General features: G+C 65.4%; 26 protein-coding genes. 10 read left to right on the forward strand and 16 right to left on the reverse strand.

The genetic code is table 11. From position 1 onward, the window contains the following. Positions 1–53: 53 nt before the first annotated feature. A complete protein-coding gene (locus U9J39_RS11700) occupies positions 54–953 on the forward strand; it encodes a LysR family transcriptional regulator (RefSeq protein ID WP_116347774.1) in 900 nt (299 codons plus the stop codon). Positions 954–1,145: 192 nt separating this feature from the next. On the opposite strand, the gene leuD is transcribed toward U9J39_RS11700, so the two are convergent. Genes leuD through U9J39_RS11715 form a run of 3 tightly spaced genes read right to left on the reverse strand, consistent with a single transcriptional unit; the run spans position 1,146 to position 4,185 of the window. Beyond that, positions 1,146–1,790 (reverse strand): 3-isopropylmalate dehydratase small subunit, encoded by a 645-nt coding sequence (gene leuD / locus U9J39_RS11705; RefSeq protein WP_116347776.1) that lies wholly within the window; start codon positions 1,788–1,790, stop codon positions 1,146–1,148. After that, positions 1,783–3,201: a 3-isopropylmalate dehydratase large subunit gene (gene leuC / locus U9J39_RS11710; protein WP_025581659.1), complete on the reverse strand. Its 1,419-nt coding sequence runs from the start codon at positions 3,199–3,201 to the stop codon at positions 1,783–1,785. Before leuC ends, leuD begins: the two co-directional genes overlap by 8 nt. Positions 3,202–3,222: 21 nt before the next feature. Next, positions 3,223–4,185: a tripartite tricarboxylate transporter substrate binding protein gene (locus U9J39_RS11715; RefSeq protein WP_025581658.1), complete on the reverse strand. Its 963-nt coding sequence runs from the start codon at positions 4,183–4,185 to the stop codon at positions 3,223–3,225. A 100-nt stretch (positions 4,186–4,285) separates the two neighbouring features. On the opposite strand from U9J39_RS11715, the gene U9J39_RS11720 reads away from it, so the two are divergent. Continuing rightward, positions 4,286–5,209, forward strand: a complete 924-nt coding sequence (locus U9J39_RS11720; protein ID WP_025581657.1) for a LysR family transcriptional regulator — start codon at positions 4,286–4,288, stop codon at positions 5,207–5,209. 239 nt (positions 5,210–5,448) lie between these two features. Here the strand turns inward: U9J39_RS11720 and U9J39_RS11725 are convergent, their stop codons facing one another. Continuing rightward, on the reverse strand, positions 5,449–5,595 hold the full coding sequence (locus U9J39_RS11725; protein ID WP_155892709.1) for a hypothetical protein: 147 nt from the start codon (positions 5,593–5,595) through the stop codon (positions 5,449–5,451). A 166-nt stretch (positions 5,596–5,761) separates the two neighbouring features. On the opposite strand from U9J39_RS11725, the gene U9J39_RS11730 reads away from it, so the two are divergent. The 3 genes from U9J39_RS11730 (at position 5,762) to U9J39_RS11740 (ending at position 9,765) form a co-directional block, all read left to right on the forward strand. Then, positions 5,762–5,983: a hypothetical protein gene (locus U9J39_RS11730; RefSeq protein WP_116314254.1), complete on the forward strand. Its 222-nt coding sequence runs from the start codon at positions 5,762–5,764 to the stop codon at positions 5,981–5,983. A gap of 48 nt (positions 5,984–6,031) precedes the next feature. Beyond that, on the forward strand, positions 6,032–8,710 hold the full coding sequence (locus tag U9J39_RS11735) for an excinuclease ABC subunit UvrA (RefSeq protein ID WP_326347104.1): 2,679 nt from the start codon (positions 6,032–6,034) through the stop codon (positions 8,708–8,710). Positions 8,711–9,018: 308 nt separating this feature from the next. After that, a complete protein-coding gene (locus U9J39_RS11740; RefSeq protein ID WP_326347105.1) occupies positions 9,019–9,765 on the forward strand; it encodes a hypothetical protein in 747 nt (248 codons plus the stop codon). Between the two features lie 212 nt (positions 9,766–9,977). Here U9J39_RS11740 and U9J39_RS11745 read toward each other — a convergent pair whose 3' ends face one another. Then, positions 9,978–11,114, reverse strand: a complete 1,137-nt coding sequence (locus U9J39_RS11745; RefSeq protein ID WP_326347106.1) for a zinc-binding dehydrogenase — start codon at positions 11,112–11,114, stop codon at positions 9,978–9,980. A 416-nt stretch (positions 11,115–11,530) separates the two neighbouring features. Between U9J39_RS11745 and U9J39_RS11750 the strand changes: the two genes are divergently transcribed. Then, a complete protein-coding gene (locus U9J39_RS11750) occupies positions 11,531–12,484 on the forward strand; it encodes a 5'/3'-nucleotidase SurE (RefSeq protein WP_116314258.1) in 954 nt (317 codons plus the stop codon). A gap of 11 nt (positions 12,485–12,495) precedes the next feature. Next, complete coding sequence (locus U9J39_RS11755) at positions 12,496–13,149, forward strand: hypothetical protein (protein WP_326347107.1); 654 nt, start codon at positions 12,496–12,498, stop codon at positions 13,147–13,149. 18 nt (positions 13,150–13,167) lie between these two features. Here the strand turns inward: U9J39_RS11755 and U9J39_RS11760 are convergent, their stop codons facing one another. After that, the gene (locus U9J39_RS11760; protein ID WP_326347199.1) at positions 13,168–13,647 is read right to left on the reverse strand and encodes a hypothetical protein; all 480 of its coding nucleotides are present in this window, start codon (positions 13,645–13,647) and stop codon (positions 13,168–13,170) included. A 372-nt stretch (positions 13,648–14,019) separates the two neighbouring features. Between U9J39_RS11760 and U9J39_RS11765 the strand changes: the two genes are divergently transcribed. After that, a complete protein-coding gene (locus tag U9J39_RS11765) occupies positions 14,020–14,460 on the forward strand; it encodes a helix-turn-helix transcriptional regulator (RefSeq protein ID WP_115713482.1) in 441 nt (146 codons plus the stop codon). An 83-nt stretch (positions 14,461–14,543) separates the two neighbouring features. Next, positions 14,544–14,954, forward strand: coding sequence for a VOC family protein (locus tag U9J39_RS11770; RefSeq protein WP_115713481.1), 411 nt, complete (start codon positions 14,544–14,546; stop codon positions 14,952–14,954). Between the two features lie 60 nt (positions 14,955–15,014). On the opposite strand, the gene U9J39_RS11775 is transcribed toward U9J39_RS11770, so the two are convergent. The 4 genes from U9J39_RS11775 to U9J39_RS11790 form a co-directional block, all read right to left on the reverse strand. Beyond that, the gene (locus U9J39_RS11775) at positions 15,015–16,004 is read right to left on the reverse strand and encodes a tripartite tricarboxylate transporter substrate binding protein (protein WP_326347108.1); all 990 of its coding nucleotides are present in this window, start codon (positions 16,002–16,004) and stop codon (positions 15,015–15,017) included. 62 nt (positions 16,005–16,066) lie between these two features. Then, on the reverse strand, positions 16,067–17,485 hold the full coding sequence (gene pyk / locus U9J39_RS11780; RefSeq protein ID WP_326347109.1) for a pyruvate kinase: 1,419 nt from the start codon (positions 17,483–17,485) through the stop codon (positions 16,067–16,069). Positions 17,486–17,497: 12 nt separating this feature from the next. Further along, positions 17,498–18,769, reverse strand: coding sequence for a glycerate kinase type-2 family protein (locus U9J39_RS11785; protein WP_240987806.1), 1,272 nt, complete (start codon positions 18,767–18,769; stop codon positions 17,498–17,500). A gap of 113 nt (positions 18,770–18,882) precedes the next feature. After that, entirely contained in the window at positions 18,883–19,971 is a 1,089-nt protein-coding gene (locus U9J39_RS11790; RefSeq protein ID WP_115713478.1) for a tartrate dehydrogenase, read from the reverse strand. Between the two features lie 140 nt (positions 19,972–20,111). Between U9J39_RS11790 and U9J39_RS11795 the strand changes: the two genes are divergently transcribed. Further along, positions 20,112–21,035, forward strand: a complete 924-nt coding sequence (locus U9J39_RS11795) for a LysR family transcriptional regulator (protein WP_115713477.1) — start codon at positions 20,112–20,114, stop codon at positions 21,033–21,035. A gap of 114 nt (positions 21,036–21,149) precedes the next feature. Here U9J39_RS11795 and U9J39_RS11800 read toward each other — a convergent pair whose 3' ends face one another. From U9J39_RS11800 to U9J39_RS11825, 6 genes are all read right to left on the reverse strand, one after another. Next, on the reverse strand, positions 21,150–21,884 hold the full coding sequence (locus tag U9J39_RS11800) for an alpha/beta fold hydrolase (RefSeq protein ID WP_326347110.1): 735 nt from the start codon (positions 21,882–21,884) through the stop codon (positions 21,150–21,152). Between the two features lie 233 nt (positions 21,885–22,117). After that, positions 22,118–23,440 carry a phosphoribosyltransferase gene (locus U9J39_RS11805; RefSeq protein WP_115713475.1) on the reverse strand — a complete coding sequence of 441 codons (1,323 nt, stop codon included), beginning with the start codon at positions 23,438–23,440 and terminating at the stop codon, positions 22,118–22,120. Between the two features lie 20 nt (positions 23,441–23,460). Further along, positions 23,461–24,459, reverse strand: coding sequence for a zinc-dependent alcohol dehydrogenase family protein (locus U9J39_RS11810; RefSeq protein ID WP_373429568.1), 999 nt, complete (start codon positions 24,457–24,459; stop codon positions 23,461–23,463). Between the two features lie 35 nt (positions 24,460–24,494). Beyond that, positions 24,495–24,950 carry a universal stress protein gene (locus U9J39_RS11815; protein WP_115713473.1) on the reverse strand — a complete coding sequence of 152 codons (456 nt, stop codon included), beginning with the start codon at positions 24,948–24,950 and terminating at the stop codon, positions 24,495–24,497. A 277-nt stretch (positions 24,951–25,227) separates the two neighbouring features. After that, the gene (locus U9J39_RS11820) at positions 25,228–25,602 is read right to left on the reverse strand and encodes a VOC family protein (protein WP_116314266.1); all 375 of its coding nucleotides are present in this window, start codon (positions 25,600–25,602) and stop codon (positions 25,228–25,230) included. Between the two features lie 61 nt (positions 25,603–25,663). Beyond that, complete coding sequence (locus U9J39_RS11825) at positions 25,664–26,239, reverse strand: isochorismatase family cysteine hydrolase (protein WP_116314267.1); 576 nt, start codon at positions 26,237–26,239, stop codon at positions 25,664–25,666. Between the last annotated feature and the right edge of the window lie 64 nt (positions 26,240–26,303).

A 26,303-nucleotide genomic window follows, 5' to 3' on the forward strand; every position in this document is an offset into this window, starting at 1 on the left:
GCGCGGAATGGCGTACTACAATTGAACCACTTTCATTTCATTATTCTCCCAAAGTGAAGACTGAGATCGCGTCCGAACTGGAGTTCTTCGTTCTGATCGCTCGGCACGGCTCTTTAGCCGCAGCGGCGCGCGAACTCGATCTGACGCCTCCCGCAGCGACAAAAAGGCTGGCCCTGATGGAAAGCCGCCTTGGTGTACGCTTGGTGAACCGCACCACACGGCGCATCAGCCTGACGAACGAAGGCGAGACATATCTGGCGTATGCGCAAAGGATTCTGGCCGACCTCCGGGAGATGGAGAGCGTTGTGGCGAGCAGCGGCGCCGAACCGCGTGGACTGCTCCGCGTCAATGCGACCCTCGGCTTCGGACGGACCACCATTGCACCTCTGGTTTCCGAGTTTGCAAAGCGCTATACGCAGGTGGAGGTGCAGCTTGAAGTCACGGACCGCCCTGTAGACCTGGTGGACAGTGGTGTCGACCTGGCGATCCGGTTTGGGACGCTGCCGGATAATCGGTTGAGCGCTAGGCGCATCATGTCGAACCGTCGCTTTCTATGCGCGTCGCCGGTCTACCTGGACAAATTCGGGCCGCCGGCATCCCTGTCCGACCTTCACAATCATCGCTGCATCATTCACAGGCAGAACGACGAAGCGCATGCAATCTGGCGATTCGAGCATGATGGCCATCATGATAGTGTGAAGGTTGCTGGCGCGCTCTCCAGCAACGATGGGGACATCGTGCTCGGCTGGGCCCTCGATGGTCATGGCATCCTCATTCGTTCCGAATGGGATCTGACGAAGTACCTCGAGAGCGGCCGCTTGCGAGTCGTCTTGCCTCAATTTAAGTTACCGTCGGCAGATCTGTTCGTTTATTACTCACAGCGCCGAAATCAGACGGCCCGCGCGAGGGCCTTCATCGACTTCCTGGTTGAGAAGTTCCAGAAGCCGACCTAAGTTCAGCTCCATCCCATCGGCACGAACAATAGCCGGCATGAAGTTACTGCAGAACTGAACGCGGATCTAGCGACTAAGGCACGATCGAAGCGAACTCGCAAGGAGCCGTAGCGACTGGCGCGGGAGGCGGTTGCCGCGGCAATCGCGGCAAAAGCGGGAATGGGCACCGGCGCCTGCGCCAGTTCTGCTACTTCAGGTTACGCCTAGCCGATCTCGGGTGCGGCGCGCGACGTCCTGGGTCCACGGAAACGTAGACCAGTATTTGTCGGCAAACGCCTTGATCTCGGCGCGGTGCTTTAGCGACAGGCCGATCATGTCGAGCCCTTCGATAAACATGCGGCGATGCCGCTCAGACAACTCGAACGGATGCTCGCCGAGGGGCGTCTTGACGTGCATCGTTTCCACATCGATGAAAACGGTGTTATTGCTGTCAGCATCGATGGCGTTCATCAATGCTTCGATGACATCGCGCGGAAGCATCACTAGCAGCAGCCGATTGTTCATGGCATTGGAGTAGAAGATCTCGCCATAGCTGGGCGCGATAACGGCCCGCACACCGAACTGCTGCAAGCCCCAGACGGCGTGCTCGCGACTGGATCCGCAACCGAAATTCGCGCCACCCACTAGGATGCTCGTTCCCGCATACTCGGGCCGGTTCAGTACGAAGTCAGGGCGCAGATTGCCGTTTCCATCGAAGCGGTGGTCGTACAGAATGCCCTTGTCGAGACCCGCCTTGTCAATGCCGCGCAGAAACTGCTTCGGGATAATTTGGTCGGTATCGAGGTTCTCGAAGCGGATGGCGGCCGCCTTGCCGGCGATATAGGCGTATTCAGACATGATCGATCTCCAGCTTGCGGACGTCGGTGATCTTTCCCGTAATGGCCGCTGCTGCGGCCATGGCCGGGCTCATCAAATGCGTAATGGCGCCGCGCCCTTGCCTGCCTTCAAAGTTCCGGTTGGTGGTGGACGCACAGCGAACGCCCTCGGCCAGCACGTCGTCGTTCATGGCCAGGCACATGGAACAGCCGGGTTGTCGCCACTCGAATCCGGCCGCCGTGAGGATCTCCGCGATTCCTTCGCGCTCCGCTTGCGCCTTGACGGCGCCAGAGCCCGGAACGACCATTGCCCGGACGCCCTTCGCGACCTTCCTGCCCCTTGCGACCTCGGCCACGGCACGCAGATCTTCGATGCGGCCATTTGTGCATGAGCCAATAAAAACATGTTGAATCGCCGTGCCCGCCAGTACTGAGCCAGCAGTCAAATGTGTGTAAGAGAGAGCGCGCTCGACCGAGCGCTGGTCTGCTTCATCGATTTGATCTTCGGGAAACGGAATACGCCCTGAAACGGGCACGACCTGATCCGGGCTAGTGCCCCATGTCACGTAAGGTTCGATATCGCTGGCATCAAACACGAAGTCGAGATCGAATGTTGCTTCCGGATCGCTCTTCAACGTGTCCCAGTACGCCAGGGCGGCAATGCGCTGTGCATCGTCCATGTCGGGGGCACGGCGCAGCACGTAATCGATCGACGCGTCATCGGGTGCAATCAGGGCGCCCCGTGCCGCCGCTTCCACGGTCATGTTGCAAAGCGTGAAACGGGCTTCGACGCTCAGGTCCCGGATCGCCGACCCGCAGTACTCGACGACGTAGCCGCGCGCGCCCTGGGCGCCGATCCTGCCGATGATCATGAGGATCAGATCCTTGGCCGTCGTACCGACAGGCAGTTTGCCATCCACGCGGATGCGCATGGTCTTCGCCATCCGGTACACCAGCGTCTGCGTTGCCAGGACGTGCTCGACCTCCGACGTACCGATGCCGAAGCCCAGCGCACCGAGTGCGCCGTAGGTGGTCGTATGACTGTCACCACAGATCACGACCATACCCGGACGAATCATGCCGTGTTCGGGGGCAATGACGTGTTCGATGCCTTGGAGCGCATCGTTCGTATCGAACAGCGGGATGTTGTGCCGCTCACAGTTATCCCGCAGGTTCGTCGCCTGGAGCGACGAAGCCGGATCCGCGATCACGCGGATCTTCGTCGGATGCGTCGGAATGATGTGACTGACGACGGAAACATTCTGCCCCGGGATCAATACCCCGCGGTTCTGCTCGTGCAGCCCTGCAAAGGCCTGAGGACTCGTGTACTCGTTCATCAAGTGCAGGTCGCAGAAAAGCAGAACGTTGTCGTCGTCGATTCTGGTGACGGTGTGAGAGTCAACCAGCTTGTTGTAAATTGTTTTGGGGGGCATGGAGACTACCTGTTTTCACGATCACTCGGCGGTGATACCGCGCTGCTTGATTAAACCGGCCCACATCGGCATCTCTCTTTCAAGACGCTGGCGGGCTGCCTCCGGCGTCGAAGGCGTCGGTTCAAAACCTTCCTTCAGCATCCGGTCTTTTGTCGCCTGCGCCGTCAGGGTCGAATTGAGCGCGGCGTTCAACTTGTCGATGATGGGCTTCGGCGTGCCCGCCGGCGCAAAGACCATGAACCACGTCTCGAAGTTGTATCCGGGCAGACCAGCTTCGGTCGCGGTGGGCACGTTTGGCAGCAAGGATGAGCGTTTCGAGCCCGTCACGGCGAGCGCAGTCAATTTGCCTGCCAGCACGTGCTGCTGCGCGGCTGAAATCACCGGGAAGCTCATATCGACCTGTCCGGCGATGGTGTCGACCAGTGCGGGGCCGCCACCGCGATAGGGCACGTGGACGATTGATACATTGGCGACCGACTTGAACAGTTCGGCGGACATATGGAACGTACTGCCATTACCTGCCGAGCCATACGTCAGCTTGTCCGGCCTGGCCTTGGCAAGCGTGATGAGTTCTTGCAGGTTTTTGGCCGGGATCTTGTTGTTGATGACAAGGACGTGCTGTGAACCCGCCACCATCCCGATGGTCGCGAGATCCTTCAGCGTGTCGTAAGGCATGCGGGCGAACAGGCCGGGATTGATGGCCAGCGAAACCGTTTGCAGGCCAATGGTGTAGCCGTCCGCCGGCGACTTCGCGACGGCATCCACGCCGATGTTGCCACCCGCCCCGGCACGGTTCTCCACGACGATGGTGCCGCCAAGCGCTTTCGACCATGCGTCGGAAACGAGGCGTGCGGCGATATCGGCACTGCCGCCCGGCGCGTATGGCACGATCAGACGGATCGGGCGCTGCGGGTAGGTTTGCGCCGAAGCCGTTCCAAGAACGGCGGCGCAAGCGAGGAAGGCAACAAGGCGAGGCATTTTCATGGAGTCTCCTTCAGTGCGGTTTTTATGGAACGGATGCTAGCACTTGCCTACAGAAACATAATTTAGGCAGAATCACTTCTTTCTTGCCTACAATTCAGCAATGGACGGGTTCTCGGATGTGGCCTTTTTCATGGCCATCAACAAGCTCGGCAGTCTCGCTGCCGCGGCCCAGGAGTTGGGGGTCACCCCGTCCGCCGTCAGCAAACGGCTCATCGCCCTGGAGTCGAGACTTGGCGTCAGGCTACTGAACCGTACGACCCGACGCATCAGCCTCACGCCCGAAGGCGAGAATTACCTTGTGGAGGGCGCGCGCATTCTCGCTGAGCTCGAGACGCTGGAGCGATCCGTTGGCGGCAACAGTGGGACACCTCAAGGTCTCGTTAGAATTGGCGCAACGCTTGGCTTCGGCCGCCGACATATCGCACCTGCCTTGGCGGCGTTTTCGCGAGCATTCCCGAAAATCGAGATTCAGCTCTATCTCAGCGAGCGGCCGCTGAATCTGACCGAACTTGGGCTGGACGCCGTCGTTCATTTTGGCGAGTTACCTGACGTACGGCTGACGGCGCGCCTGCTGGCGAACAACCGTCGCGTGCTTTGCGCTGCCCCCTCGTACCTTGCACGGGCAGGGTTGCCGGCAAGTCCGCGCGATCTCGCCCGGCATAGCTGCATCTTCATTCGCGAAGCTGACGAGACCTTTGGCACCTGGCACATGCGCAATGGCTCTCAACACGAGACCGTAAAGGTGCGCGGAACCATGAGCACAAACGATGGCGAGTCCGCCGTTGCTTGGGCGCTGGAGGGCCAAGGACTCGTGGTCCGGTCCGAGTGGGACGTCGCAGAGCCACTGAGAAGCGGAGCGCTATGCAGGGTGCTTCCGCAATGGCAGTTCGCTCCGGCCGACATCTACCTGGTCTACCGCGGCAGCAAGACGCGTCCTGACAAGGTTGGTGTGCTCGTCGATTTCCTCCTTGCACACTTTGCCAATCATCGGCAGGCAAAGCCAGGCAGCGATGGTAGGTGGTAGCTGGCAGGCACGGTGATCGGGCACCAAATTAGAATTCGTCCTGAGTCCGCGGTAGGCATAGTAATCGAGGCGTGCCGGATGGCCGCTAAAGGCCTGAAAGCAGGCCCCCAAGGTGAGAAGAGCGAATGACGGCAGTGGGTCGGTCTGGGACATCGGCGATCGATGCCCGCGCAGGCCGCATCAATCGTGGTTGATGGAAGATTGGTCTATGCTCTCCAGTTCGTCAAAAGCCTCGCCATTCAATCAATTGGCATCTCGGCAACAGCGGGGCAGCCGATGAGAAAAGCGCCGCAAGAAGCATTCTGCTTGAGCGCCTCACGGGCTTCCTTCAGAAGCAGGGATTTCCAGTTCTTGCCCGCGCGCGGAAAGAGCCGGTTGACCGGCATCTGCTCGCCAGTATGAGCAGTATCTCGACCTCTGCCAAAACTGTTCGATAAGTTGTTGTGCCCGGGGCAGTGCACGAACTTCCGTAGACCGCGATCGGTAGGCCACTGGCATGCTTCCTGCTGCCTTGCAGCATCGGCACGCCGGCTGTGTCCCAAGGAGCATGCGATGAAGAACCCCTGGCTCAAAAAGAACCCGATGCTGAGCATGTGGCTCAGCGGCGCGAATGCGGTGGCCGGCGCGGCGCGTGGGCGCGCGGTGGCCGAGGGCAGGCGCCAGACAGCCACGGCCGCCGCGGCGATGACCAAGGCCGCAACGGACGCGTGGATTGCGGCGCTGACGCCGCCCAAGCCCGCCCGCAAGCGCGCGGCCAGGCGCCGCAGCAAGTAGCCGGATGTACATGGTCGCGGCCGGCAATTTGTGCAAGCGAAGGCGCGCATGAGCGCCGATATCCGGCCACCCCGGCGCAAGGACCGCGCGGGTCGGGAGGCGGACCAGGTCCCCACGGACTCGGACAACTTGGTCAGGGTGCGCGGCGCGCGCGAGCACAACCTCAAGGATGTCGATGTCGATATCCCGCGCAATGCGCTGGTGGTGTTCACCGGCGTGTCGGGCTCGGGCAAGTCGTCGCTCGCGTTCGGCACGCTCTACGCGGAAGCGCAGCGGCGCTATTTCGAATCCGTCGCCCCCTATGCAAGGCGGCTGATCGATCAGGTGGGCGTGCCCGAGGTCGACAGCATCGAGGGCCTGCCGCCCGCCGTGGCGCTGCAGCAGCAGCGCGGCACGCCGAACGCGCGGTCGACGGTGGGCAGCGTCACCACGCTGTCGAGCCTGGTGCGCATGCTGTACTCGCGCGCTGGCACCTATCCCGCGCGGCAGCCGATGCTTTACGCCGAGGATTTCTCGCCCAACACCGTGGAGGGCGCCTGCCCGGAATGCCATGGTCTCGGGCGTATCTACGATGTCACCGAGCAGTCGATGGTGCCCGACGATTCGCTCACCATCCGCGAACGCGCCGTGGCCGCGTGGCCGCCGGCCTGGCACGGGCAGAACCTGCGCGACATCCTCGTCACCCTCGGCTATGACGTCGATACGCCGTGGCGCGACCTGCCGAAGGAGGATCGCGACTGGATCCTCTTCACCGAGGAGCAGCCCACCGTGCCGGTTTACGCTGGCTTCACGCCGCGCGAGGTGCGCGCCGCGCTCAAGCGCAAGCTGGAGCCGAGCTACCAGGGCACCTTCACGGGGGCACGGCGCTACGTGCTGCAGACCTTCGCCACCACGCAGAGCGCGCTGATGAAGAAGCGCGTGGCGCAATACATGATCGGGCGCGAATGTCCGGCGTGCCACGGCAAGCGGCTCAAGAAGGCGGCGCTGTCCGTGACGTTCGCCGGGCTCGACATCGGCGAATTCACGCACCTGCCGTTGGCCCGCGTGGCCGAGATCATGCTGCCCATCGCGCAAGGCAAATCGCCCGGCCGGGCCGGTGCCGCCGGCGCCGTGCTAAGCCGCAAGGCGGCGCGTGCGGACACGGCGCGGCGCGTGGCGGCCGGCGGCTCGGCGCACAAGGCCGCCCCCGACGTGCGGCGCACACCCAACCTCTCCGAGGAGAAGCGGCTCGCCTCGCAACGCATCGCCGAGGAACTGATGGAGCGGTTGTCCACGCTGATCGACCTGGGCCTCGGCTATCTGTCGCTCGATCGCAGCACGCCAACGCTGTCCTCGGGCGAGCTGCAACGGCTGCGGCTGGCCACGCAGATCTCGTCGCAACTGTTCGGTGTGGTCTACGTCCTCGATGAACCCTCGGCCGGGCTGCATCCCGCCGATGGTGAGGCGCTGCTCGTGGCATTGCGCCGCCTGAACGCGGCCGGCAATTCGCTGTTCGTCGTGGAGCACGACACGCAGACCATGCGCCAGGCCGACTGGATCGTCGACGTGGGGCCCGCAGCCGGCGAGCACGGCGGGCGCGTGCTCTACAGCGGCCCGCCCGACGGCCTGGCCGAGATCGCGGCCTCGCGCACCGCGGCCTACCTGTTCGGGCCGCCGGAGATGCAGCAGCGCGCGCCGCGAGAGCCGGCCGGGTGGCTCAGGCTGGCCCATGTCTCGCGCAACAACCTGCATCGCGTGGATGCGGATATCCCGCTTGGCTGCTTCACCGCCGTAACCGGGGTTTCGGGTTCGGGCAAGTCGAGCCTGATAAGCCAGGCGCTGCCCGAACTCGTGAACCGGCACCTGGGCCGCGCCGACGACAGCGATTCCGAAGACGAGCGCGACCCGCTGTTCGCGGTGACCGATGCCCCGACCGAAGGCCGCATCGCTGGTGGCATGGAGTCAGTGCGCCGGCTGGTGCGCGTGGACCAGAAGCCGATTGGCCGCACGCCCCGTTCGAACCTGGCGACCTATACCGGATTCTTCGACCATGTACGCAAGCTGTTCGCCGCGACGCCCGCCGCGCGCAAGCGGCGCTACACGGCCGGCCGTTTCTCGTTCAACGTGGCGCAGGGACGCTGCCCGACGTGCGAAGGCGAGGGCTTCGTCAGCGTGGAGCTGCTGTTCCTGCCGAGCGTCTACGCGCCCTGTTCGGCGTGCAACGGCACGCGCTACCGGCCGCAGACGCTGGAAATCACCTGGAAGGGCCGGAACATCGCCGAGGTGCTGGACCTGACCGTCGACGCGGCCTGCGAGGTCTTCGCCGACGAGGCGCCGGCGATGCGAGCCCTGACGGCGTTGCGCGATATCGGGCTCGGCTATCTGCGGCTCGGGCAGCCGGCCACGGAACTGTCGGGCGGCGAGGCGCAGCGCATCAAGCTGGCCACCGAATTGCAGCGCGCGCAGCGCGGCGACTCGCTGTACGTGCTCGACGAGCCCACCAACGGCCTGCATCCCGCCGATGTGGATCGCCTGCTGGTGCAGTTGCAGGCGCTGGTGGACGCCGGCAACACCGTGGTCGTGGTCGAACACGACATGCGCGTGGTGGCGCAGGCGGATTGGGTTATCGACATCGGACCCGGCGCCGGCGACGAAGGGGGGCGCATCGTGGCAAGCGGCCGTCCGGCCGTCATCGCGGTCTCCATCGCAAGCGTGACGGCGGCCTACCTCGCGAAGGAGTTCGGCTGAGCCGATCCCGGAACGGCTTCGGGTTCGGTAATAGCCTGGCAATGCGGCGAACTGCGGCAGAACGGTCGAGGAAGAATTACGCGAGCTAGACAATATGGATGGAACCACCATTGGCCGAAGGCCCACGGTGATACGCAGTGAGTAGAAAGCGAGCTAATTTCCCGATGCTGGGTTGGGAGGTTGCAGGGTCAAGACCAGAGAGGGCCGAGACCGGCCAGAAGCAGACATTCGACGACCGCATGCATATTGTTGACAATCCCGCATGTACGACCTAGCGTAGGTATCCTTCCAAGGAGTCGTTTGCGAAAATGACAAGTTCGACGACGTCTGGCAGTGCAGAGCCTTCCACCGCGCATCGGCTTGTGATCGTCGAGGGCATTATGGGTTCAGGCAAGTCAACGACGATGCGCCTCATTGCGAAACATCTGCAAGAGGCCGCGCAGCCAGTGTTGCCGGTCCACGAGAGGACAGAGCCCCACCCGGTGCGCGCGACAGACGAACTTGAACACTGGTTTGAACCGTGGCGGGACACGACACCAAAGCATCTCGCGGACCGTGCCCTAGCTAATTGGAAAGCCTTTGTCGAGACGACACAGGCCGAGACCCCAATCCCAGTAATAGACGGCCAACTGTTTCATGGAGACCTGACTAACCTGCTGCTGATGGAAGCCGAGTCCGCGTTGATTTTCGACTACGTACAAGCGCTGACAGCAGTCACTGCTCCGCTCAATCCGTTCGTCCTCTACCTTTGGCAGGAGGATGTCGAAAAAGCTATACGGAGTGTCTGTGCGGAACGCGGCGATGAGTGGATCGAATATCAGGTGAACTGGAAGCTCGCGGCCCCTTATTGCGTGCGCAGGGGTTACAAGGGATTGGAGGGGCTTATTTGCCTATATCGCGATTACCGCCGAATCACCGATGATTTGTTTCGCCAGCTACCGTTAGCCAAGCTCGCGATTGAGAACTCTGCAAGGGACTGGCCAGCCTATGAGAGCCAAATTCTGCGTGAGTTGCGACTGCCGGGTGGATTAGCTCATGGTGTCGACGCCAATTGATACGGTTATTGTGCAGTCATTGTATGACTGTCGATGCCAAGTAGACTCTCCCAACGATCGCTTATCGTTGCGCTGGACTTGCCCCTGCGCGTGCTGGTGCGCGATGACTGCCAGGGCAGCACTTGGATGAGCAGCCACACCGCCGCGCCGCCGGCTGTGGCGCAGCGGCTGATTCTTGACACGGGTGGGCGCGCAAGGCGCCCCGCGGTGATTTACCCGGCCAGGCCCTTGTTGGGGTTGATCAGGTATTTCTCCCCCGTCGCGCGCTTGTTGTAGACGGCGATCAGCTCCAGGTCGAGCACCTCGGCCAGCGAGATCTCTTTCGAGTAGTGGCTGGCAAAGGTGGTCTTCAGCTCCGAAACCACGCGTTGCTTCAGCGCGTTGGCCCGCTCGCGCCCGATCTTCTGCAGGAACGGGAACAGCAGCCAGCCGCCCATGCCCCACGCCATGCCGAAGTTGCGGTTGAACTCGGTCGGGCTTGTGTCCAGGCCGCCGTAGAGGTAGACCTGCTTGTGGGTGGTCGAGCCATAGCGGCTGTACTCGCGGGCCGTCTTGTTCAAGGCCGCTTCCATGCAGGTGAGGATCTGGCCGGCGAGCTTGCCGCCGCCCGTGGCGTCGAACGCGATCGTTGCGCCAGTGGCGGCGAGTGCCTCGGTGAGCTCCTGCATGAACGTGGGCGACGCGGAGTTGCAGACGTGGACCGCGCCTTGTGCCTTGAGCAGGTCCACCTGCTCCTGCTTGCGCACGATGTTCACCAGCTTGATGCCATCCTTGAGACAGATCTGATTGAGCATCTGGCCCAGGTTGGAGGCCGCGGCGGTGTGCACCAGGGCGCTATGTCCTTCGAGCCGCATGGTCTCGACCATGCCCAGTGCGGTGAGCGGGTTGACGAATGACGACGCGCCGTCAGCAGGCGTGGCGCCTTCGGGCAAGACCAGGCACTGGTCCGCGGAGATGCAGCGGTACTGCGAGTACATCGCGCCGCCGATGGCGGCGACGGTCTTTCCCATCAAGGCTTGCGCCGCAGGGGACGAGCCTGCATCGACGACCACGCCCGCGCCCTCATTGCCAACCGGCATGGACACATTCAGGCGGCCCGCCATGCTGCGCATCGCGCCTTCCGGAACGCGCGCGGTGACTATGGGCCGCTCGGCCGTGCCGCTGGCCTTGGCCGTGCTCATGTCGGCCGCACCGAACAGCAGGCCGAGATCGGACGGGTTGAGAGGAGAGGCTTCAATGCGGATGAGCACTTCATCCGGGCCAGGATGCGGCGTGTCGATGCTGTCTAGCGATAGCTCGAGTTCACCGCTGCTCTTGATTTGCGAACGAAGTTGAAGTGCGGTGTGCATTCGATGTCTCCTTGGCCTGTCGGTTTGCGGTGAGCGGGGCAGCTGCCTGGGGCTGTTTTCGCCAGCAGTCAGCAATGTAGCAAGTTCCTGCGAATCCCGTACTGGCCGGAAATTCAGAGATGGCCGGGGCGGGATTTCCATTGACGTGCCGGCGGTGCGGGCGCTGGCGGTGCGCGGCGCATTCGTCAATCCATGGCACGGTGCCCTTTGTTGTTCACGCAACTGTCATCAAGCGCGGTTAAGGTAGCGTCCGTCCACCACGGATGACCCCAGGGCGCTGCGCCCGGCCCGCGCCACCTACATCGGCGCTGCCGGCGCATGCGCGCCGCCAGCCTCACCGGGCTGCCCGCAGTAACTTGCCTGCCGCGCGGGCACGCTTCGCCCGCATTCCTGACCCACTCAGACCTGCCACCGACATGAAATCCCGCCTGATCGCCGCGGCCTTGCTGGCCGCCACGGCGAGTCCTGCCTTCGCCCTGAACATCCTGCTGAGCAACGACGACGGCCTGACCAGCAACCTGAAGGCGCTGTACGACGCGCTCAAGGGCGCTGGCCACAACGTCATCGTCAGCGTACCCTGCACCGGCCAGAGCGGCCGCGGCGCCGGCATCGTGATGTACAGCACCACGGTCATCGTGCCGGACAACGACAAGACCCAGGTCGAGGCCGAAGGCGGCTGCCACAACGGCGCGGCCAAGACCGGCGAGCCGGCGGTCGGCCCCTTCACCAAGGCGGGCTACACCAATGGCGACTACCACTACGCCCACGGCACGCCGGTGATGGCGACCATGTACGGCCTGGACGTGCTGGCGCCGGCGCGCTGGGGCAAGGCCCCGGACCTGGTGCTGTCCGGTCCCAACGAAGGCCAGAACGTTGGCCGCATCGTCAACAGCTCGGGCACGGTCAGCAATGCGCAGTTCGGCGCAGCGCGCGGCATTCCATCCATCGCGTTGAGCGCGGGCACGGACTCGGTCGACAATGCCGGCCTGGCGAGCCCGGTGTCCGGCGTGGTGGCGCAGCTGACCATCAAGCTGCTCGGCACGCTGCAGGCCAAGGCCAACGGCGGCCCGCTGCTGCCGGCGGGGCTGGCGCTGAACGTCAACTTCCCGAATGCGCCGACGGCGGCCACGCCGTTTGCGTTCTCGCGGCATGGCACCTTCGACGCCTATGCGCTGAAGTTCAGCGGCACGGCGCCGTACGGCCTCGGCATCGGCGCCGGCGGCGGCACGCCGACGGCCGCGCAGGCCGAGGACGAGTCGGTGGTCTACAAGACCAAAACGGCCGTTACCGCCATGCAGATCGGCTTCGACCAGCGTCCCGCCGGCCAGCAATGGCTGCGCCTGCGCCTGGGTGAACTGTTCGGCCAGTGAGGCAGGTCCCGATGAAACGCCTCATTTCCCTGTTTCCCCTGGCAGTCGTGCTGGGGCTGGCCGCCTGCGGCGGCAACGACGCGCCCGGCAACGGCGCACCGCCCGCGACCGCGACCTTGTCCGTCACCGACCTGGATCCCGGCGCCTACGTCGTCAGCGTGGGCGATGCCGACAACCCGACCGTCGGCAAGTACTACGCCGGCACGGACGGCAGCCGCTACCTGGCCCTGGCCGATGCCGAAGACAAGGCCACGGCCATCTACCGCCGCGACAAGGGCGGCAGCTGGGTCGCAGCGCCTGGCGCGGACGCGTCCGCCAGCGTCAAGCTGCTGAGCCAGGCCGCGGTGTCGGCCGCGAGCGTCGATCCCGCCAGCGTGGCCGGCACCTACACCACGGTGCTGCCTACGGGCGCCAGCGCCATCTTCACCGTCACCGCGGAAGGCAAGATCGCGCCCGGCGCTTCGGCATGCCAGCTGTCGGGAACACTGGCTGCGCAGGCCATGCCGAATACGCTGAGCCTGAAGCTGTCGACGTCGGCCTGCGGCACGCTGCCTGCCAGTGCCAGCGGTGTGCTCGCCATCGATACGGACTACCAGCCGGCCGCATTCCGCCTGATCGCGGACGATGGCGGCCGCGTGGTGGACCTGTGGGCGTATCGCGACTGAGCGATGCAGCCTGGCGTGCTAGCGCATCGCCAGGCTGCCGGCCAGCATTTGCTGCTCTGCCGGGAGTTCGCGCATGGCCTGGTTCAGCGTTGCGGTGGTGGTGGTGATGGCGGCGCCCAGGCTGGCGATTTCCTGCTGCAGCACCGCGATGCGGATGCGCTTCTGGTCGGGCGTGCCGGTGGTGGCGTTCTTCGCCGCCTCCAGCTCCTGCAGCTTGCGCGCCAGCTGCGCGCGCAGTTCGCGCAGGCGCTTGATCGCATCCCTGGCCTGGTCCGGCAGGCCGCTGTCGTCGACATCGCTGTTGTCGCGCACTGAAGCGGCCTGGTTGCCGCCCGCCAGCGCGTGGCCAGGGGCCGAAATATGGATCTCGGCACTGGCCGCCGGCCGGGTACGAATCCCCGGCGCGTCGCTGGCGCTTTCGCTGGAGGCGGCGGGTGGTGCCGCAGGCGTATCCATCGACACGGCAGCCGCTGCCTTGGCTGCAATCGGTTCGATCATGGTCACGGTGGTACTTCTCCTGGTTCGCCGGCGATGGGCAATTCGTGCTCGGAAGCGGCCGGCTCCAGGCGGATATCGGCTGCCTAGAGCGCCGACTTGAGCTTGCCGCGCGGCCATCGAGCCACGGAAACCGGTGTCGAGACGCGCTGAAACGCTGACGCACAGACCGGATTTTTGCGAAAGGCACGATGACGCGCCGAGAGCGCGCCACCGCGCACGCACGGCTTCCGCCAGGCATGGATTGGCGGCATCCGTCCTGACTACTGTGCTGTTCATGACTTGATCATCCTCAGGCATCGTGGCGACCGGCTTGACCCCGGCGTGGCCGGCGCCGGGCTTGAGCCTGCCCGACGGGCATGGCAGGATACGCCGATGCCTGCCGCGACCCCCGATACCGTCCTGCGCGACCTGGCCCGCCTGCGCCGGGTCCGTGACCGCATTGACCGTGACTATGCCCAAGCCCTGGACGTCGAGGCGCTCGCACGCGACGTCCATATGTCGGCGGGCCATCTCAGCCGGCAGTTCCGGCTGGCCTATGGTGAGTCGGTCTATGCCTACCTGATGACCCGGCGCATCGAGCGCGCGATGGCGCTGCTGCGACGGGGCGACCTGAGTGTCACCGAGGTCTGCTTCGAGGTGGGGTGCTCGTCCCTGGGGTCCTTCAGTTCACGGTTTACCGAGCTGGTCGGCGTCTCGCCCAGCATTTACCGGCGCGACTGCGCGCGCCAGGCCGAGGGCATCCCGTCCTGCATCGCCAGGCAGGTGACGCGACCGATCAGGAATCGAGAAGCGCCGGAACCGTCGTCCGACTAGACTGGCTTCCATGCCTTCCGGGCCAACGCCGCGACGGCCGCGGCCACCGCTTTCTCACCCCTCACCCCTTACGGAGACTGATCATGGACCTCACCATTCACTCGACCTTTCTGCCGCATTCCGATCCGGCGGTGTCGCTGGCGTTCTACCGGGACGCCCTGGATTTCGAGATCCGCAAGGATGTCGCCTTTGGCGGCCACCGCTGGATTACCGTCGGCCCGAAGGACAAGCCCGACACTGCCATCGTCCTGTACCCGCCAAACGCTACCCCGGGCGTCACCGACGAGGAGAAGCGCACCATCGCCGAGATGATGGCCAAGGGCACGTTCGCCATGCTGCTGCTTGGCGCGAAAGACCTCGACGCCGTCTTCCAGCGCCTGCAGGACCGCGACGCCGAGATCGTGCAGGAGCCGACAGACCAGCCTTACGGCGTGCGCGATTTCGCGGTGCGCGATCCGGCCGGCAACATGATCCGGATCCAGCAACTCAAATAAGGGCGGCGCCGGCCGTGCGCCGGCCTCGGTTCGCATTGCACTTCATCTCTCGCGATCGGTTTATTCGATGGTGACTTTGCCATCCCTGACCAGGACGGCGAACTTGTCGGTCTCGTCGTGGATGCGCCGGGCAAACGCTTCGGGCGTGCTCGACATCGGCTCCGCGCCCGCGGCCAGCATGCGTTGCCGGAAGTCGGGCGAATTCACAATCTTGACGATCTCGGCATTCAGGCGCATGAGCACAGGCTTGGGTGTGGCGGCAGGGGCAAGCACGCCGAACCACGTGCCGATATCGAAGCCCTTGAGTCCGGCCTCCTCCATGGTCGGTACCTCGGGCAACGCGGTGGAGCGTTTTGCCGTGGTCACCGCCAGCGCCTTGAGCTTGCCGCCCTTGATGTGTGGCAGCACCGTGGTCAGGGTGTCGAAGGACATGGATACCTGGCCGCCAAGCAGGTCGGTGGTCAGGGGGCCGCTTCCCTTGTAGGGAACATGCAGCAACTTCACACCGGTGGTGCTCTGGAACTGGGTGCCGATCAGGTGCTGGGCGGTGCCGTTGCCATTGGAACCGTACGACAGTTCCGGCGAAGCCTTCCTTGCCAGCGCGATCAACTCGGCTACGTTCTTCGCCGGCGTCTTGGCGCTGTTGATGACCAGAACATTGGGCACCATCGCCAGCGTGGAGACCGGCGCCAGGTCCTTCTGGAAGCTGTAGGGCAGCTTCTTGTAGACGGAAGTGGCGATGGTATGGTGCACCGCGCCGATCAGCAGCGTATAGCCGTCGGGTTTCGCCTTGGCGACGTAGTCGGCGCCCACGGTGGCGCCTGCGCCGGGGCGGTTCTCGACGATGACCGGCTGGCCCAGGGTTTTCGTCAACTGGTCCCCGAGAGCGCGCGCCAGCACGTCGGTGGTGCCCCCCGATGGGAATGGCACCACCAGGCTGACGGGTTTGGTCGGCCAGTCCTGTGCCATCCCCGCGGTAGCGCCGCAAAGTCCGATTGCGCAGAGCGACAGGCCACAGATGCGGCGGATAGTCATGGTGAATCGATGCATGGTTGTCTCCTTGGTGTTTGGTGGCGTCAATGCGTGAGGGTGACTGTGTCGATAGCCGTCCCTCACTGAACCTGCGCGATGCGCAGCAGGTTGGTGGTGCCGGCCACCGTGAACGGCAGGCCGGCGGAAATCACGATCGACTGGCCGCGCTCGCCAAAGCGTTCCCTGACCACCGTCCGGCTCGCCAGCTCGGTCATTTCCAGCACGTCGACGACTTCATGGCACAGCACCGCGTGAACGCCCCACGCAAGCGCAAGCCGGCGTGCCGTGGCCATGCGCGGTGTCATGCCCAGGATCGGCACCCCGGGGCGCTCGCGCGCCATGCGCAGCGCGGAATAACCTGAGCTGGTGTAGGCCACCGCGGCTGGCATCTTGAGCAGTGCCGCCACGTGGCGCACCGCGTAGCCGATGGCGTCGGCGGCCTCGGCGCGCGGCGGCGTGTGCGAAGCCTGGATCGCTTCGTGATAGAGCGGATCGGACTCGGTGCGCGCGATGATGCCGTTCATCATCTTCACGGCCTCCACGGGATACCGGCCCGAGGCCGACTCGGCGGAGAGCATCACCGCATCGGTGCCGTCGTAGACGGCGGTGGCCACGTCGGAGGCTTCCGCGCGCGTGGGCACCGGCGCGGCGATCATCGACTCCAGCATCTGCGTGGCCACGATCACCGGCTTGCCCGCTTTGCGGCAGGCGCGCACGATGTGCTTCTGCAGCGACGGCACTTGCTCGGCGGGCATTTCCACGCCGAGATCGCCACGCGCCACCATCACCGCGTCGGCTTCGGCAACGATGGCATCCAGGCTCTGGATCGCGGCGGGCTTTTCCAGCTTGGCGACGATGCCGGCGCGGTCCTGCACGATGGCCTTGATCTCTTCTATGTCTTCGGGGCGCTGCACGAACGACAACGCAATCCAGTCCACGCCGAGCGCCAGGCCGAATTCGAGATCGCGGCGGTCCTTGTCGGTCATGGCCGAGAGCGGCAGCACCACGCCAGGCACGTTGACGCCCTTGCGGTCGGACAGTGCGCCGCCATTGACGACCGTGGTGTCGGCGAAGTCGCCGGCGCATCGGTTTACGCGCAGGCGTATCTTGCCGTCGTCCAGCAGCAGCTCGGACCCTTCGCGCAGCGCCGCGAAGATCTCCGGGTGGGGCAGGCTCACGCGGGCCGCGGAACCGGGAACCTCCTGGTCCAGGTCCAGCCGGAATGATGCCTGCGCCGCAAGCTGGACCGCCCCCCCGGCAAAGGTGCCGATGCGCAGCTTGGGGCCTTGCAGGTCGAGCAGCACCCCGATCGGGCGGCCGCGTTCCCGCTCGATGGCCCGGATCGTGTCAAGTCGCTGCCGGTGGTCGTCGTGACTGCCGTGGCTGAAGTTCAGGCGGAACACATCGGCACCGGCGTCGAACAGGGCTTCGATGATCTCGGATGAGGTGCTGGCGGGCCCCAGCGTGGCCACGATCTTCGCATTGCGAAGGCGTCTCATGGTGATGCTCCATCAGGGCGCGATCAGGATCGCGCGGAAATCGTTGACGTTGGTAAGGGTGGGGCCGGTGATGACGGCATCGCCCAGCGCTTCGAAAAAGCCGTGCCCGTTGTTGTTCGCCAGGGCATCCTGCGGACGCAGGCCCAGCGCCCAGGCGCGCTGCAAGGTATCGGGCGTGACCATGGCGCCCGCAATCTCTTCCTGGCCGTCGACGCCATCGGTGTCGCCCGCCAGCGCATGGATGCGGGCATCGCCGCGCAGTGCCAGCGCGAGTGCGAGCAGGAATTCCACATTGCGGCCGCCACGTCCCTGGCCCCGCACCGTGACGGTGGTCTCGCCGCCGGAAAGCAGCACGCATGGGGTGGGGAAGAGCTGGTGGCTGGCCGATTCGAGGGCAAGCGAGCCGAGTACCAGCCCGACATCGCGCGCCTCGCCTTCGATGGCATCGCCGAGGAGGTGCACGTGGAATCCTGCTTCACGCGCGACGCGGGCAGCCGCTTCCAACGCCATGCGCGGCGTGGCGATCAAGGTGGTGTCGATGCGCGGCAGCCGTGCATCGGCGGGCTTGATGGTTTCCGCCGCTTCGGACTCCAGCACGCGCATGACGTGCGCAGGTACCGCCAGGCCGTAGCGGCGCACGATGTCGAGCGCATCCTGGCGGGTGGTGGGGTCCGGCACGGTCGGACCCGATGCGATGTCGACGGGGTCATCGCCCGGCACGTCGGACAGCAGCAGGTTGCACACCCGGGCGGGGTGGCAGGCCGCTGCCAGGCGCCCGCCCTTGATCGCCGAGAGGTGGCGCCGGACGCAGTTCGTCTCTGCGATCGTGGCGCCGGACTTGAGCAGCGCGCGGTTGATGGCCTGCTTGTCCGCGAGCGCAATGCCGGCCAGCGGCAGCGGCAGCAGCGAAGACCCGCCGCCGGAAACAAGGCTGACCACCAGATCGTCCCCGGTCAGGCCGGACACCCGTTCCAGCATGCGCCGCGCCGCGTCATGCCCGGCGGCGTCTGGCACCGGATGCGCGGCTTCCACGACCTCGATGCGCTCGCACGGTACCGCATGGCCGTAGCGCGTGACGACCAGACCCTCCAGCGGCCACGGCCAGGCGGACTCGAAAGCCCGCGCCATGGCTGCCGATGCCTTGCCCGCACCGATCACGATGGTGCGGCCCCGCGGACGCAGGGGCAAGTGGCGCGCGATGGTCAGCGATGGCTGCGCCGCGGCAATGGCGGCGTCGAACATGCGGCGCAGCAGTGCCGACGCTTCGTTTGTCTGGATCTTCATCGTCATCGACCTCAGTGCATCGGTCCGGCGTGCGCATCGGCGGCCCGGTCGGAACCGGGACGCGAAGGTGCTGCAACGAAGGCGGGGGCTGCAAGGCAGCCGCGTGGCGGACCTCAGGCGGCCTTGGGCTGGCTGCTTTGCGCCAGGAACTTGCAGACGGCCCTGGTCACGTCGATGGTTTTCGCCTTGCCGCCCAGGTCCCCGGTATGCAGCAGCGGATTGGCGGTGACGGCTTCGATCGCCGCCATCACGCGCTGCGCGGCGGCATGCTCGCCCAGGTGTTCGAGCAGCATCACCACCGACCAGAACGTGCCCACGGGATTGGCCAGGCCCTGGCCCATGATGTCGAAGGCGGAGCCGTGGATCGGCTCGAACATCGACGGATAGCGGCGCTCCGGATCGATGTTGCCGGTGGGCGCAATGCCGAGGCTGCCGGCCAGCGCGGCGGCCAGGTCGCTCAGGATGTCGGCGTGCAGGTTGGTGGCGACAATGGTGTCGAGCGTTGCCGGACGGTTGACCATGCGCGCGGTGGCGGCATCGACCAGTTCCTTGTCCCAGGTGACATCGGGAAAGTCCTTCGCCACCTGCACCGCCACTTCATCCCACATCACCATGGCATGACGCTGGGCGTTGGATTTTGTGATCACCGTCAGCAGCCTGCGCGGCCGCGACTGCGCCAGCCTGAACGCGAAGCGCAGAATGCGCTCCACCCCGACCCGCGTCATCATCGACACATCGGTGGCGGCCTCGATCGGATGGCCCTGGTGCACGCGGCCGCCGACGCCGGAGTATTCGCCTTCCGAGTTCTCGCGCACGATCACCCAGTTCAGGTCTTCCGGCGCGCAGCGCTTGAGCGGGCCGTCGATGCCGGGCAGGATGCGGGTCGGCCGCACGTTGGCGTACTGGTCGAAGCCCTGGCAGATCTTCAGGCGCAGGCCCCAGAGCGTGATGTGGTCGGGGATCTGGTTGTCGCCGGCGGAGCCGAACAGGATCGCATCCTTGTCACGCAGCGCATCGAGACCGTCCGCCGGCATCATCACGCCATGCTGGCGGTAGTAGTCGCCGCCCCAGTCGAAGTTCTCGAACTCGAAGCGAAAGCCGGCGCCATGGGCAGCCAGCGCTTCCATGACCTCGCGGCCGGCGGGCACGACCTCCTTGCCGATACCGTCGCCGGGGATGGTTGCAATCTTGTACGTCTTCATCGTTCGTCTCCTGTCTGGTCTGGAAATGCTGTGGCGCGTCGCACCGCTGCCAAGCGCGTTGGACGAATTCTGGTGGATGGACGAGGTTTTTGATCGGGGCTAAAGTTAAACCATTCTTAACCTAAAGTTTAAGGTGTTGCATGGCGGCCAATAGTGCGATCCAGCCCGCGGAGCTGGGCTTTTTCACCGTGCTGGCGACGGCCGGCAGCCTGAGCGCGGCGGCACGCGACCTCGGTATCACCACCGCGGCGGTCAGCAAGCGGCTGGGCCAGATGGAGGCGCGCATCGGCATGCCGCTGGTGATCCGCACCACGCGGCGCATGAGCCTGACCCCGGAGGGCGAGGTGCTGCTCGAGCATGCGCGCCGCATCCTGGGCGAGCTGGACGACCTGGAGCAATTGCTGACCAGCGCCAAGGGCCGGCCCAGCGGGCTGCTGCGCGTCAATGCCACGCTCGGTTTCGGGCGCATGCACGTGGCCCCGGTCATCTCCGATTACAGCCGCATGTATCCCGAGGTCGACGTGCAACTGCAGCTGTCAGCCGACCCGCCACCGCTGTCGGAGGATGCGTTCGACGTTTGCGTGCGCTTCGGCGAGCCGCCGGACGCCCGCATCGTGGCGCGCAAACTGGCGCCGAATCGTCGTTTGCTGGTGGCGTCGCCGGGTTACCTGCGCAAGCACGGCACGCCCCAGGTGCCGGCAGACCTGCCGGGTCATAACTGCATCGGCATCCGCCAGGGCAGCGATGCCTATGGCGTCTGGCGACTGACGCCGGTCAAGGGAGCCCGGGCGCGCACCGAGGCTATCCACGTGCGCGGCAACCTGACCACCAACGATGGCGAGATCGCCGTGAACTGGGCGCTTGAGGGACACGGCATCGTCCTGCGCGCCGAATGGGATGTCGACCGCTATCTGCGCAGCGGAAGGCTGGTGCAGGTATTGCCGCAGTATGCGACCCCGGAAGCCAACATCTATGCCGTGTATCAACAGCGGCATCAGCTGTCGTCGCGGATCCGGCTGTTCGTGGAGTATCTGGCGGAGAAATTTGCCGCGTTTGGCAAGTAGGGCTGTGTAGCGCGCCATGTGGCTGGCACAGGCCAGCAGGGTCCGTCGGCAACCACGATTCAGCCGTAAGGTCGGAGACGCTCAGGGTCAGGCGCGACAATACGTTGCTGGAGGTTAGCTGTGTTGGTGCCTGACGATGAAGGCTTCTACGGCGTCGTGCAGTATGACCGGCTTCTCCAGGAAGATGAAGTGACCACCGTCCAGGATGGAAAACTCCGTCCCCGGAATCCGGCCTGCCAGTTCCTCGGAGAAATATGGCGGCGCGCAGAAGTCGCGTTCGCCCACCAGCACCAGCGTCGGCGTGGTGATCGACGGCAGGTCATCGAAGGCGTCATGCCCGGCGATCATGTCTATCCGGGCGAAGACGATCTCCGCTTCGAATGGACAGGCCGATGCAGTGTTCACCCAGGCCTGCACCTGCTCCGGGTGTTCGCGCTGGAATTCCGGATCGAAGAGGAATAGCGCGTTGGCCTCGGTAGACGCGCGCAGGCCGGAATCAGCTAGCATGCGTCGCCGCATGTCGAACTGGCGACGATAGAACGCATCCGCGCGTGCGATCGAAGAGAGGATTGTCGCGCTACGCAAGCGTTCGCGGTGATGGATCGCCAGCCACTGTACGATGGCCCCTCCCGTCGATGAGCCGATCGCATGAACCGGCCCGCAACCGACCGCCTCGATGACCCGCGCCATGTCAAGCGCGTGCTGCGCAATGGTCATGCCGTGGGCGGTGTGCTCGGAAGCTCCGGTGCCGCGATGATCCGGTACGATCACCTGGTGATGCGCGGCGAACAGATCGATCTGCGGACCCCAGGAGGCACCGACCCCCGCCAGCCCGGCCAGCAGCAGCACGGGCGATCCTTTGCCCTTGACCTCGTAATGGATCGAAACACCATCGGACGCTACGCACGGCATCTTGTTTCTCCGGCTTCAGGGCGACGCGAAGCAGCGCTGGGTCACGTCGACGGTCATGCCTGCGAGATGGATATTAGTGCCTGCAGGCCAACGTTACGAGCGCTGGCTCAGGCGAAGACACTACGTCCGTTAGAGTGCCCGATTGCCATGGCGTAATCCGAGAGTCATCGTCATCCGCTGTAGCCCAGGCACGGACGCGATGGCTGCGCAAGGTGGCGCTCGAACCAGTCCGCCGTGAGCGTCGCAACCTCTGCCAGGGCCTTGCGGTCATCGAAGCCGCAGCTACTGGCCGGCACCAGCCTCAGTTGCCGGGGACCATGCATCTGTTCGAAGGCAAGTTGATGGATCCGGATGCTCTGCGCATTGCCGCTTGCACAGATCAGCAAAGCAGGTGTCTCCAGCCGTCGCAGGATCGCGTCGCCGGCCAGGTCGGGCCGTCCGGCCATGCAGGCGATGGCGCCGGCTTGTGACGCGCTGTCCACGGCCGCGCGCAGCGCTGCCGCCGCGGCGGTACCGGCGCTGAGCAAGCCGACGGGCAAGCCCGCGAACGGCGTGCCGGCCCGCAGGAACTTCAGGGCCTGGACCAGTCTTGCGGTCAGCTCATCGACGTCCGATGCGGCCGCGTCGTCGACCTGGCTGTCAGGCTTGAGGTCTACCAGCATGGTCGCGAGTCCTCGCGCCCGGAGCTTGCGTGCCAGGTATTGGCTGCGGGCGGCGCGGCGCTGCGCGCCCCCGGCATGCGCCATTAACGCGACGCCGATCGGGTTGGGCGCGGATTCCAGCATGGCCCGCAGGCGCGTCGTGCCGTAGGGAATCAGCATGGCCTTGCTCAGCGATGGCACGCTTGCCACGGCGCCCGGTCCCGCGCGGAGCGGGGATGGCGCTGACGCCATGCCTGTCAACTGCCGGACCCGGTCATCGCTGACCAGCTGGAACTCATGATAGAAGTGCGCCAGGTTTTCAATGCGGTCCGGCGTGTCCAGGCAGACGATCTCGTCAGCCAGCGCACGCACTTGGTCCAGTCCGGCCCGGGTGGCGATCGGCAGCGCGCAGACCAGGCGGGCGGGGCGGCGCTTGCGCAGGCTGGCGAGCGCGGCGTGCATGGTCGCGCCGCTCACCAGGCCATCGTCCACCACGATCACCACGCGGCCGCCCGGGTCCATCGGCTTGCGAACCGGCCTATACACCGCGCGCTGCCGGCACAGCTGGTCGAAGTGGGGGTCGCGCAGGCTGCCGGCGCTACTGCCCGTCTGCGCGCCGTTCGTATGCCAGGTCCTGCCGGTGTCGTCCAGCGCCACCCCTGCATCGATCCTGCGCGCCATCACCAGGTCGAAGTCCGCGCCCAGGGCGTCGGCCACGACCCGTCCGACCGGCACGCCGCCACGCGGAATCGCCAGCACCAGCGCGCCGGTTGCGCGATAGGCGTGCAACGCCGAGGCCAGTTCCGCGCCGGCATGCGCGCGCGTCAGAAAACGAGTCTGGTATCGGCTCATCGGTGGGTTCTGGCGACGATCTATTGACGGATATTCAGCACGGCGGCGCCGGCCAGGCGGCCCTCGCGCAGCGCGGCCAGTGCCTGGTTGGCTTGCTCGAGCGGATAGGCGGTGGTATGCGTATGCAGCGGAGTCCGGGCGGCAATGTCCATTAGCGCGTGGCCATCGGCGCGCGTCAGGTTGGCCACGGAATACAGGCGCCTTTCTTCCCAGAGCCATTCGTAAGGCATGCTCGGGATATCGCTCATGTGAATCCCGCCGCAGACCACGACGCCACCCTTGTCCACGTCGCGCAGCGCCTTGGGAATCAGCGCGCCCACCGGAGCGAAAATCAGCGCCGCGTCCAGCGGCACGGGCGCCTGCAGGTCGCTCGAGCCGGCCCAGCATGCGCCCGTCTGAAAGGCGAGTTGCTGGGCGGCGGTATCGCCCGCGCGGGTGAAGGCGTAGACTTCGCGGCCTTGCGCCACGGCGATCTGCGTCACCAGGTGGGCCGCGGCGCCGAAGCCGTAGATGCCGATGCGGCGTGCCTGGCCGGCTGCGCCAGCCATGCGCAGTGTGCGATAGCCGATCAGGCCCGCGCAAAGCAGCGGCGCGGCGTGCTCGTCATCGTAGGCGGGCGGGATGCGGAAGCAGAAGTCGCTGTCGGCCACCGCATACTCGGCATAGCCGCCATCGCGGGTATAGCCGGTGAAAAGCGGCGCGCTGCACAGGTTCTCGCGATGCCGCAGGCAATAGCGGCACGCGCCGCACGCATGTCCCAGCCATGGCACGCCGACGCGTTCACCCGCGCTCAAGGCACTGACGCCGGCGCCGCAGGCATCCACCCGTCCGACGATTTCATGCCCCGGGACGAGTGCCGGCTTGGGATGGCGCAGTTCGCCATCGACGATATGCAGGTCGGTCCGGCACACGCCGCAGGCGGTCACGGCGATGCGGACCTGGCCGGGGCCGGGTTCCGGCACCGGCAACTGACGAAGGCGCAACGGCAGGCCGGCGCCCTCGAAGACCATCGCTCGCATGCTTTGGCTGGACATGGGGCAGGGCGGCGCAAGGGTTATCCTTCGATTTCGCTGCGGACCAGCAGCACGGGCTTGCTCGTTTTGGCGAGCACGCCTTCCGACACGCTGCCCATCAACAGGCGCCTGACGCCGCGGCGCCCATGCGTGCCGAGCACGATCAGGTCGGCATTCCACGCATCGGCGTCGGCAACAATGGTCGACGAGATCTTGCCCGGCGCCACCGGCTTTTCATCCAGTTGCACCAGGTTCGGCACGCCTGCCTCGCTGAGCCGGACCGAGGCCGCATCCAGCGCCTTGCGGCCATGCGCGATGATGCTGTCGACCAGCTCCTTCGGATTGAAATAGCTGGCCTCGAAGAAGACATCGGTGTCGTCCGCCACGAACAGGGCCTTGACCTCGGCGCCGGTCGCCTTGGCGATGATGATGGCCTGGCTTAGCGCCAGGTCCGAGGAGCGGCTGCCGTCGACGGCGAGCAGGATGCGCTTGTACATGATGGGTCTCCTGAAATCGATGTGCGGGATCGCATTGCGAGGCGTCGCATTCAGGGTAGATGCCGGCGTGGATACGCGTTTGACCTGCGTCAATTCGAAGCGGCAGGGCTGGCGCCTCTTTGAGGTAAACCGGGAGCGCGGTGCTGACAGCACGACATTGGCTCGGCGCGAGCATGCGATGCGGCACGCCGGCTACCCCTCGTGCCGGTGCCGGGCATACCCATCCGGCGCGATGGCGGCCCCGTTGCCATCGGGGAAGGGGGCGTCGTGACGGGGCTTACGCGCCAGGCGCGTGGCAAACCACTTCGATATTGTGCCCGTCAGGACCAATCACGAACGCCGCATAGTAGTCCGCGTGGTAGTGCGGTCGCAGACCCGGCGCACCGTTGTCCCTGGCGCCGGCGGAGAGCGCGGCGCGGTAGAAGGCGTCGACCTGCTGCCGGGTCGCGGCAGTAAACGCCAGGTGCAGGGGCGCAGGCTTTTCCCCGCTCTGGAACAGGCACAGCGAAGCCTTGCCGCCGGCGCTGAGCTCGACCCCATACGTCGGCGGCCCCTCGGACGCGACCGCTACGCCGAGCGGTGCCAGGGCCTCGAGGAAGAACGCCTTGCTGGCGGCATAGTCGCTGACACCGAATTTGACGTGGTCGAACATAGGGTTTCCTCAGTCGCTTGTGAGGCCGCGTCGCGCCGGGCCGCCTGGCATCGGGTGACGCTCAGGCAAGCAGGGCCAGGGCGTCGGCCAGCGACAGCACGGTCGTGCGCGAATCGAAGGCCGTGGCAAAAAGATGATCGTGCACGACCTCGTCAGGGTCATAGCAGCAATCCTTGACCGTGAACAGGCGGAAGTCCGCGTCACTCGCATACGCCACCGATGACAGCACCACGCCGGTCGACGCAATGCCCACCATGATCAGGGTATCGATCCCCTGCGCGGACAGCCGTACCTGCAGGTCGGTGCCAAAGAACACGCTGGCGCGATGCGCGGTGATCAGCGGCTCGCTGTCCTGCCGGCCAAGCTCGGGCGAGACCTGGTCGTCGACGAACAGGCCCAGCCGCTTGATGCCTTGTCCATTCCGGTTCAACGGGCTGACTTCCGGATAGCCCGGGCTGAAGTGGATCCTGGCGAAATAGACGCTGACGCCCGCGGCCCGCGCGGCGTCGCATAGCTTGCGCGTATTGGCAAGCAGGGTAGGGGCGACGCCGGGGAAGAGGGCCAGGATGTCGGTCTGGTAGTGCATCACGACCAGAGCCGTCTGCGACGGAACGAGTGGCGGGATCTGGGCGGTCATGCTGTGCGTGCGGCGGTGCCTTCCAGGCGTGGTGGGTGGCCGGCCGGATGGTCTGGTCCATGTG

The sequence above is a fragment of the Cupriavidus sp. SS-3 genome, from assembly GCF_035818815.1.
In the GTDB taxonomy this organism is placed as follows: Bacteria; Pseudomonadota; Gammaproteobacteria; order Burkholderiales; family Burkholderiaceae; genus Cupriavidus; species Cupriavidus taiwanensis_C.

Bases quoted from the DNA above. Each gene is read 5' to 3' on its own strand.
- U9J39_RS11790 (WP_115713478.1), bottom strand. From the start codon at position 19,971: ATGAAGACGTACAAGATTGCAACCATCCCCGGCGACGGTATCGGCAAG.
- U9J39_RS11720 (WP_025581657.1), top strand. From the start codon at position 4,286: ATGGACGGGTTCTCGGATGTGGCCTTTTTCATGGCCATCAACAAGCTC.
- U9J39_RS11775 (WP_326347108.1), bottom strand. From the start codon at position 16,004: ATGCATCGATTCACCATGACTATCCGCCGCATCTGTGGCCTGTCGCTC.
- U9J39_RS11820 (WP_116314266.1), bottom strand. From the start codon at position 25,602: ATGTTCGACCACGTCAAATTCGGTGTCAGCGACTATGCCGCCAGCAAG.
- U9J39_RS11715 (WP_025581658.1), bottom strand. From the start codon at position 4,185: ATGAAAATGCCTCGCCTTGTTGCCTTCCTCGCTTGCGCCGCCGTTCTT.
- U9J39_RS11770 (WP_115713481.1), top strand. From the start codon at position 14,544: ATGGACCTCACCATTCACTCGACCTTTCTGCCGCATTCCGATCCGGCG.
- U9J39_RS11765 (WP_115713482.1), top strand. From the start codon at position 14,020: ATGCCTGCCGCGACCCCCGATACCGTCCTGCGCGACCTGGCCCGCCTG.
- U9J39_RS11805 (WP_115713475.1), bottom strand. From the start codon at position 23,440: ATGAGCCGATACCAGACTCGTTTTCTGACGCGCGCGCATGCCGGCGCG.
- leuC (WP_025581659.1), bottom strand. From the start codon at position 3,201: ATGCCCCCCAAAACAATTTACAACAAGCTGGTTGACTCTCACACCGTC.
- U9J39_RS11810 (WP_373429568.1), bottom strand. From the start codon at position 24,459: ATGCGAGCGATGGTCTTCGAGGGCGCCGGCCTGCCGTTGCGCCTTCGT.
- U9J39_RS11740 (WP_326347105.1), top strand. From the start codon at position 9,019: ATGACAAGTTCGACGACGTCTGGCAGTGCAGAGCCTTCCACCGCGCAT.
- U9J39_RS11760 (WP_326347199.1), bottom strand. From the start codon at position 13,647: ATGATCGAACCGATTGCAGCCAAGGCAGCGGCTGCCGTGTCGATGGAT.
- U9J39_RS11815 (WP_115713473.1), bottom strand. From the start codon at position 24,950: ATGTACAAGCGCATCCTGCTCGCCGTCGACGGCAGCCGCTCCTCGGAC.
- U9J39_RS11725 (WP_155892709.1), bottom strand. From the start codon at position 5,595: ATGCCGGTCAACCGGCTCTTTCCGCGCGCGGGCAAGAACTGGAAATCC.
- U9J39_RS11755 (WP_326347107.1), top strand. From the start codon at position 12,496: ATGAAACGCCTCATTTCCCTGTTTCCCCTGGCAGTCGTGCTGGGGCTG.
- leuD (WP_116347776.1), bottom strand. From the start codon at position 1,790: ATGTCTGAATACGCCTATATCGCCGGCAAGGCGGCCGCCATCCGCTTC.
- U9J39_RS11795 (WP_115713477.1), top strand. From the start codon at position 20,112: ATGGCGGCCAATAGTGCGATCCAGCCCGCGGAGCTGGGCTTTTTCACC.
- pyk (WP_326347109.1), bottom strand. From the start codon at position 17,485: ATGAGACGCCTTCGCAATGCGAAGATCGTGGCCACGCTGGGGCCCGCC.
- U9J39_RS11730 (WP_116314254.1), top strand. From the start codon at position 5,762: ATGAAGAACCCCTGGCTCAAAAAGAACCCGATGCTGAGCATGTGGCTC.
- U9J39_RS11735 (WP_326347104.1), top strand. From the start codon at position 6,032: ATGAGCGCCGATATCCGGCCACCCCGGCGCAAGGACCGCGCGGGTCGG.
- U9J39_RS11745 (WP_326347106.1), bottom strand. From the start codon at position 11,114: ATGCACACCGCACTTCAACTTCGTTCGCAAATCAAGAGCAGCGGTGAA.
- U9J39_RS11750 (WP_116314258.1), top strand. From the start codon at position 11,531: ATGAAATCCCGCCTGATCGCCGCGGCCTTGCTGGCCGCCACGGCGAGT.
- U9J39_RS11825 (WP_116314267.1), bottom strand. From the start codon at position 26,239: ATGACCGCCCAGATCCCGCCACTCGTTCCGTCGCAGACGGCTCTGGTC.
- U9J39_RS11785 (WP_240987806.1), bottom strand. From the start codon at position 18,769: ATGAAGATCCAGACAAACGAAGCGTCGGCACTGCTGCGCCGCATGTTC.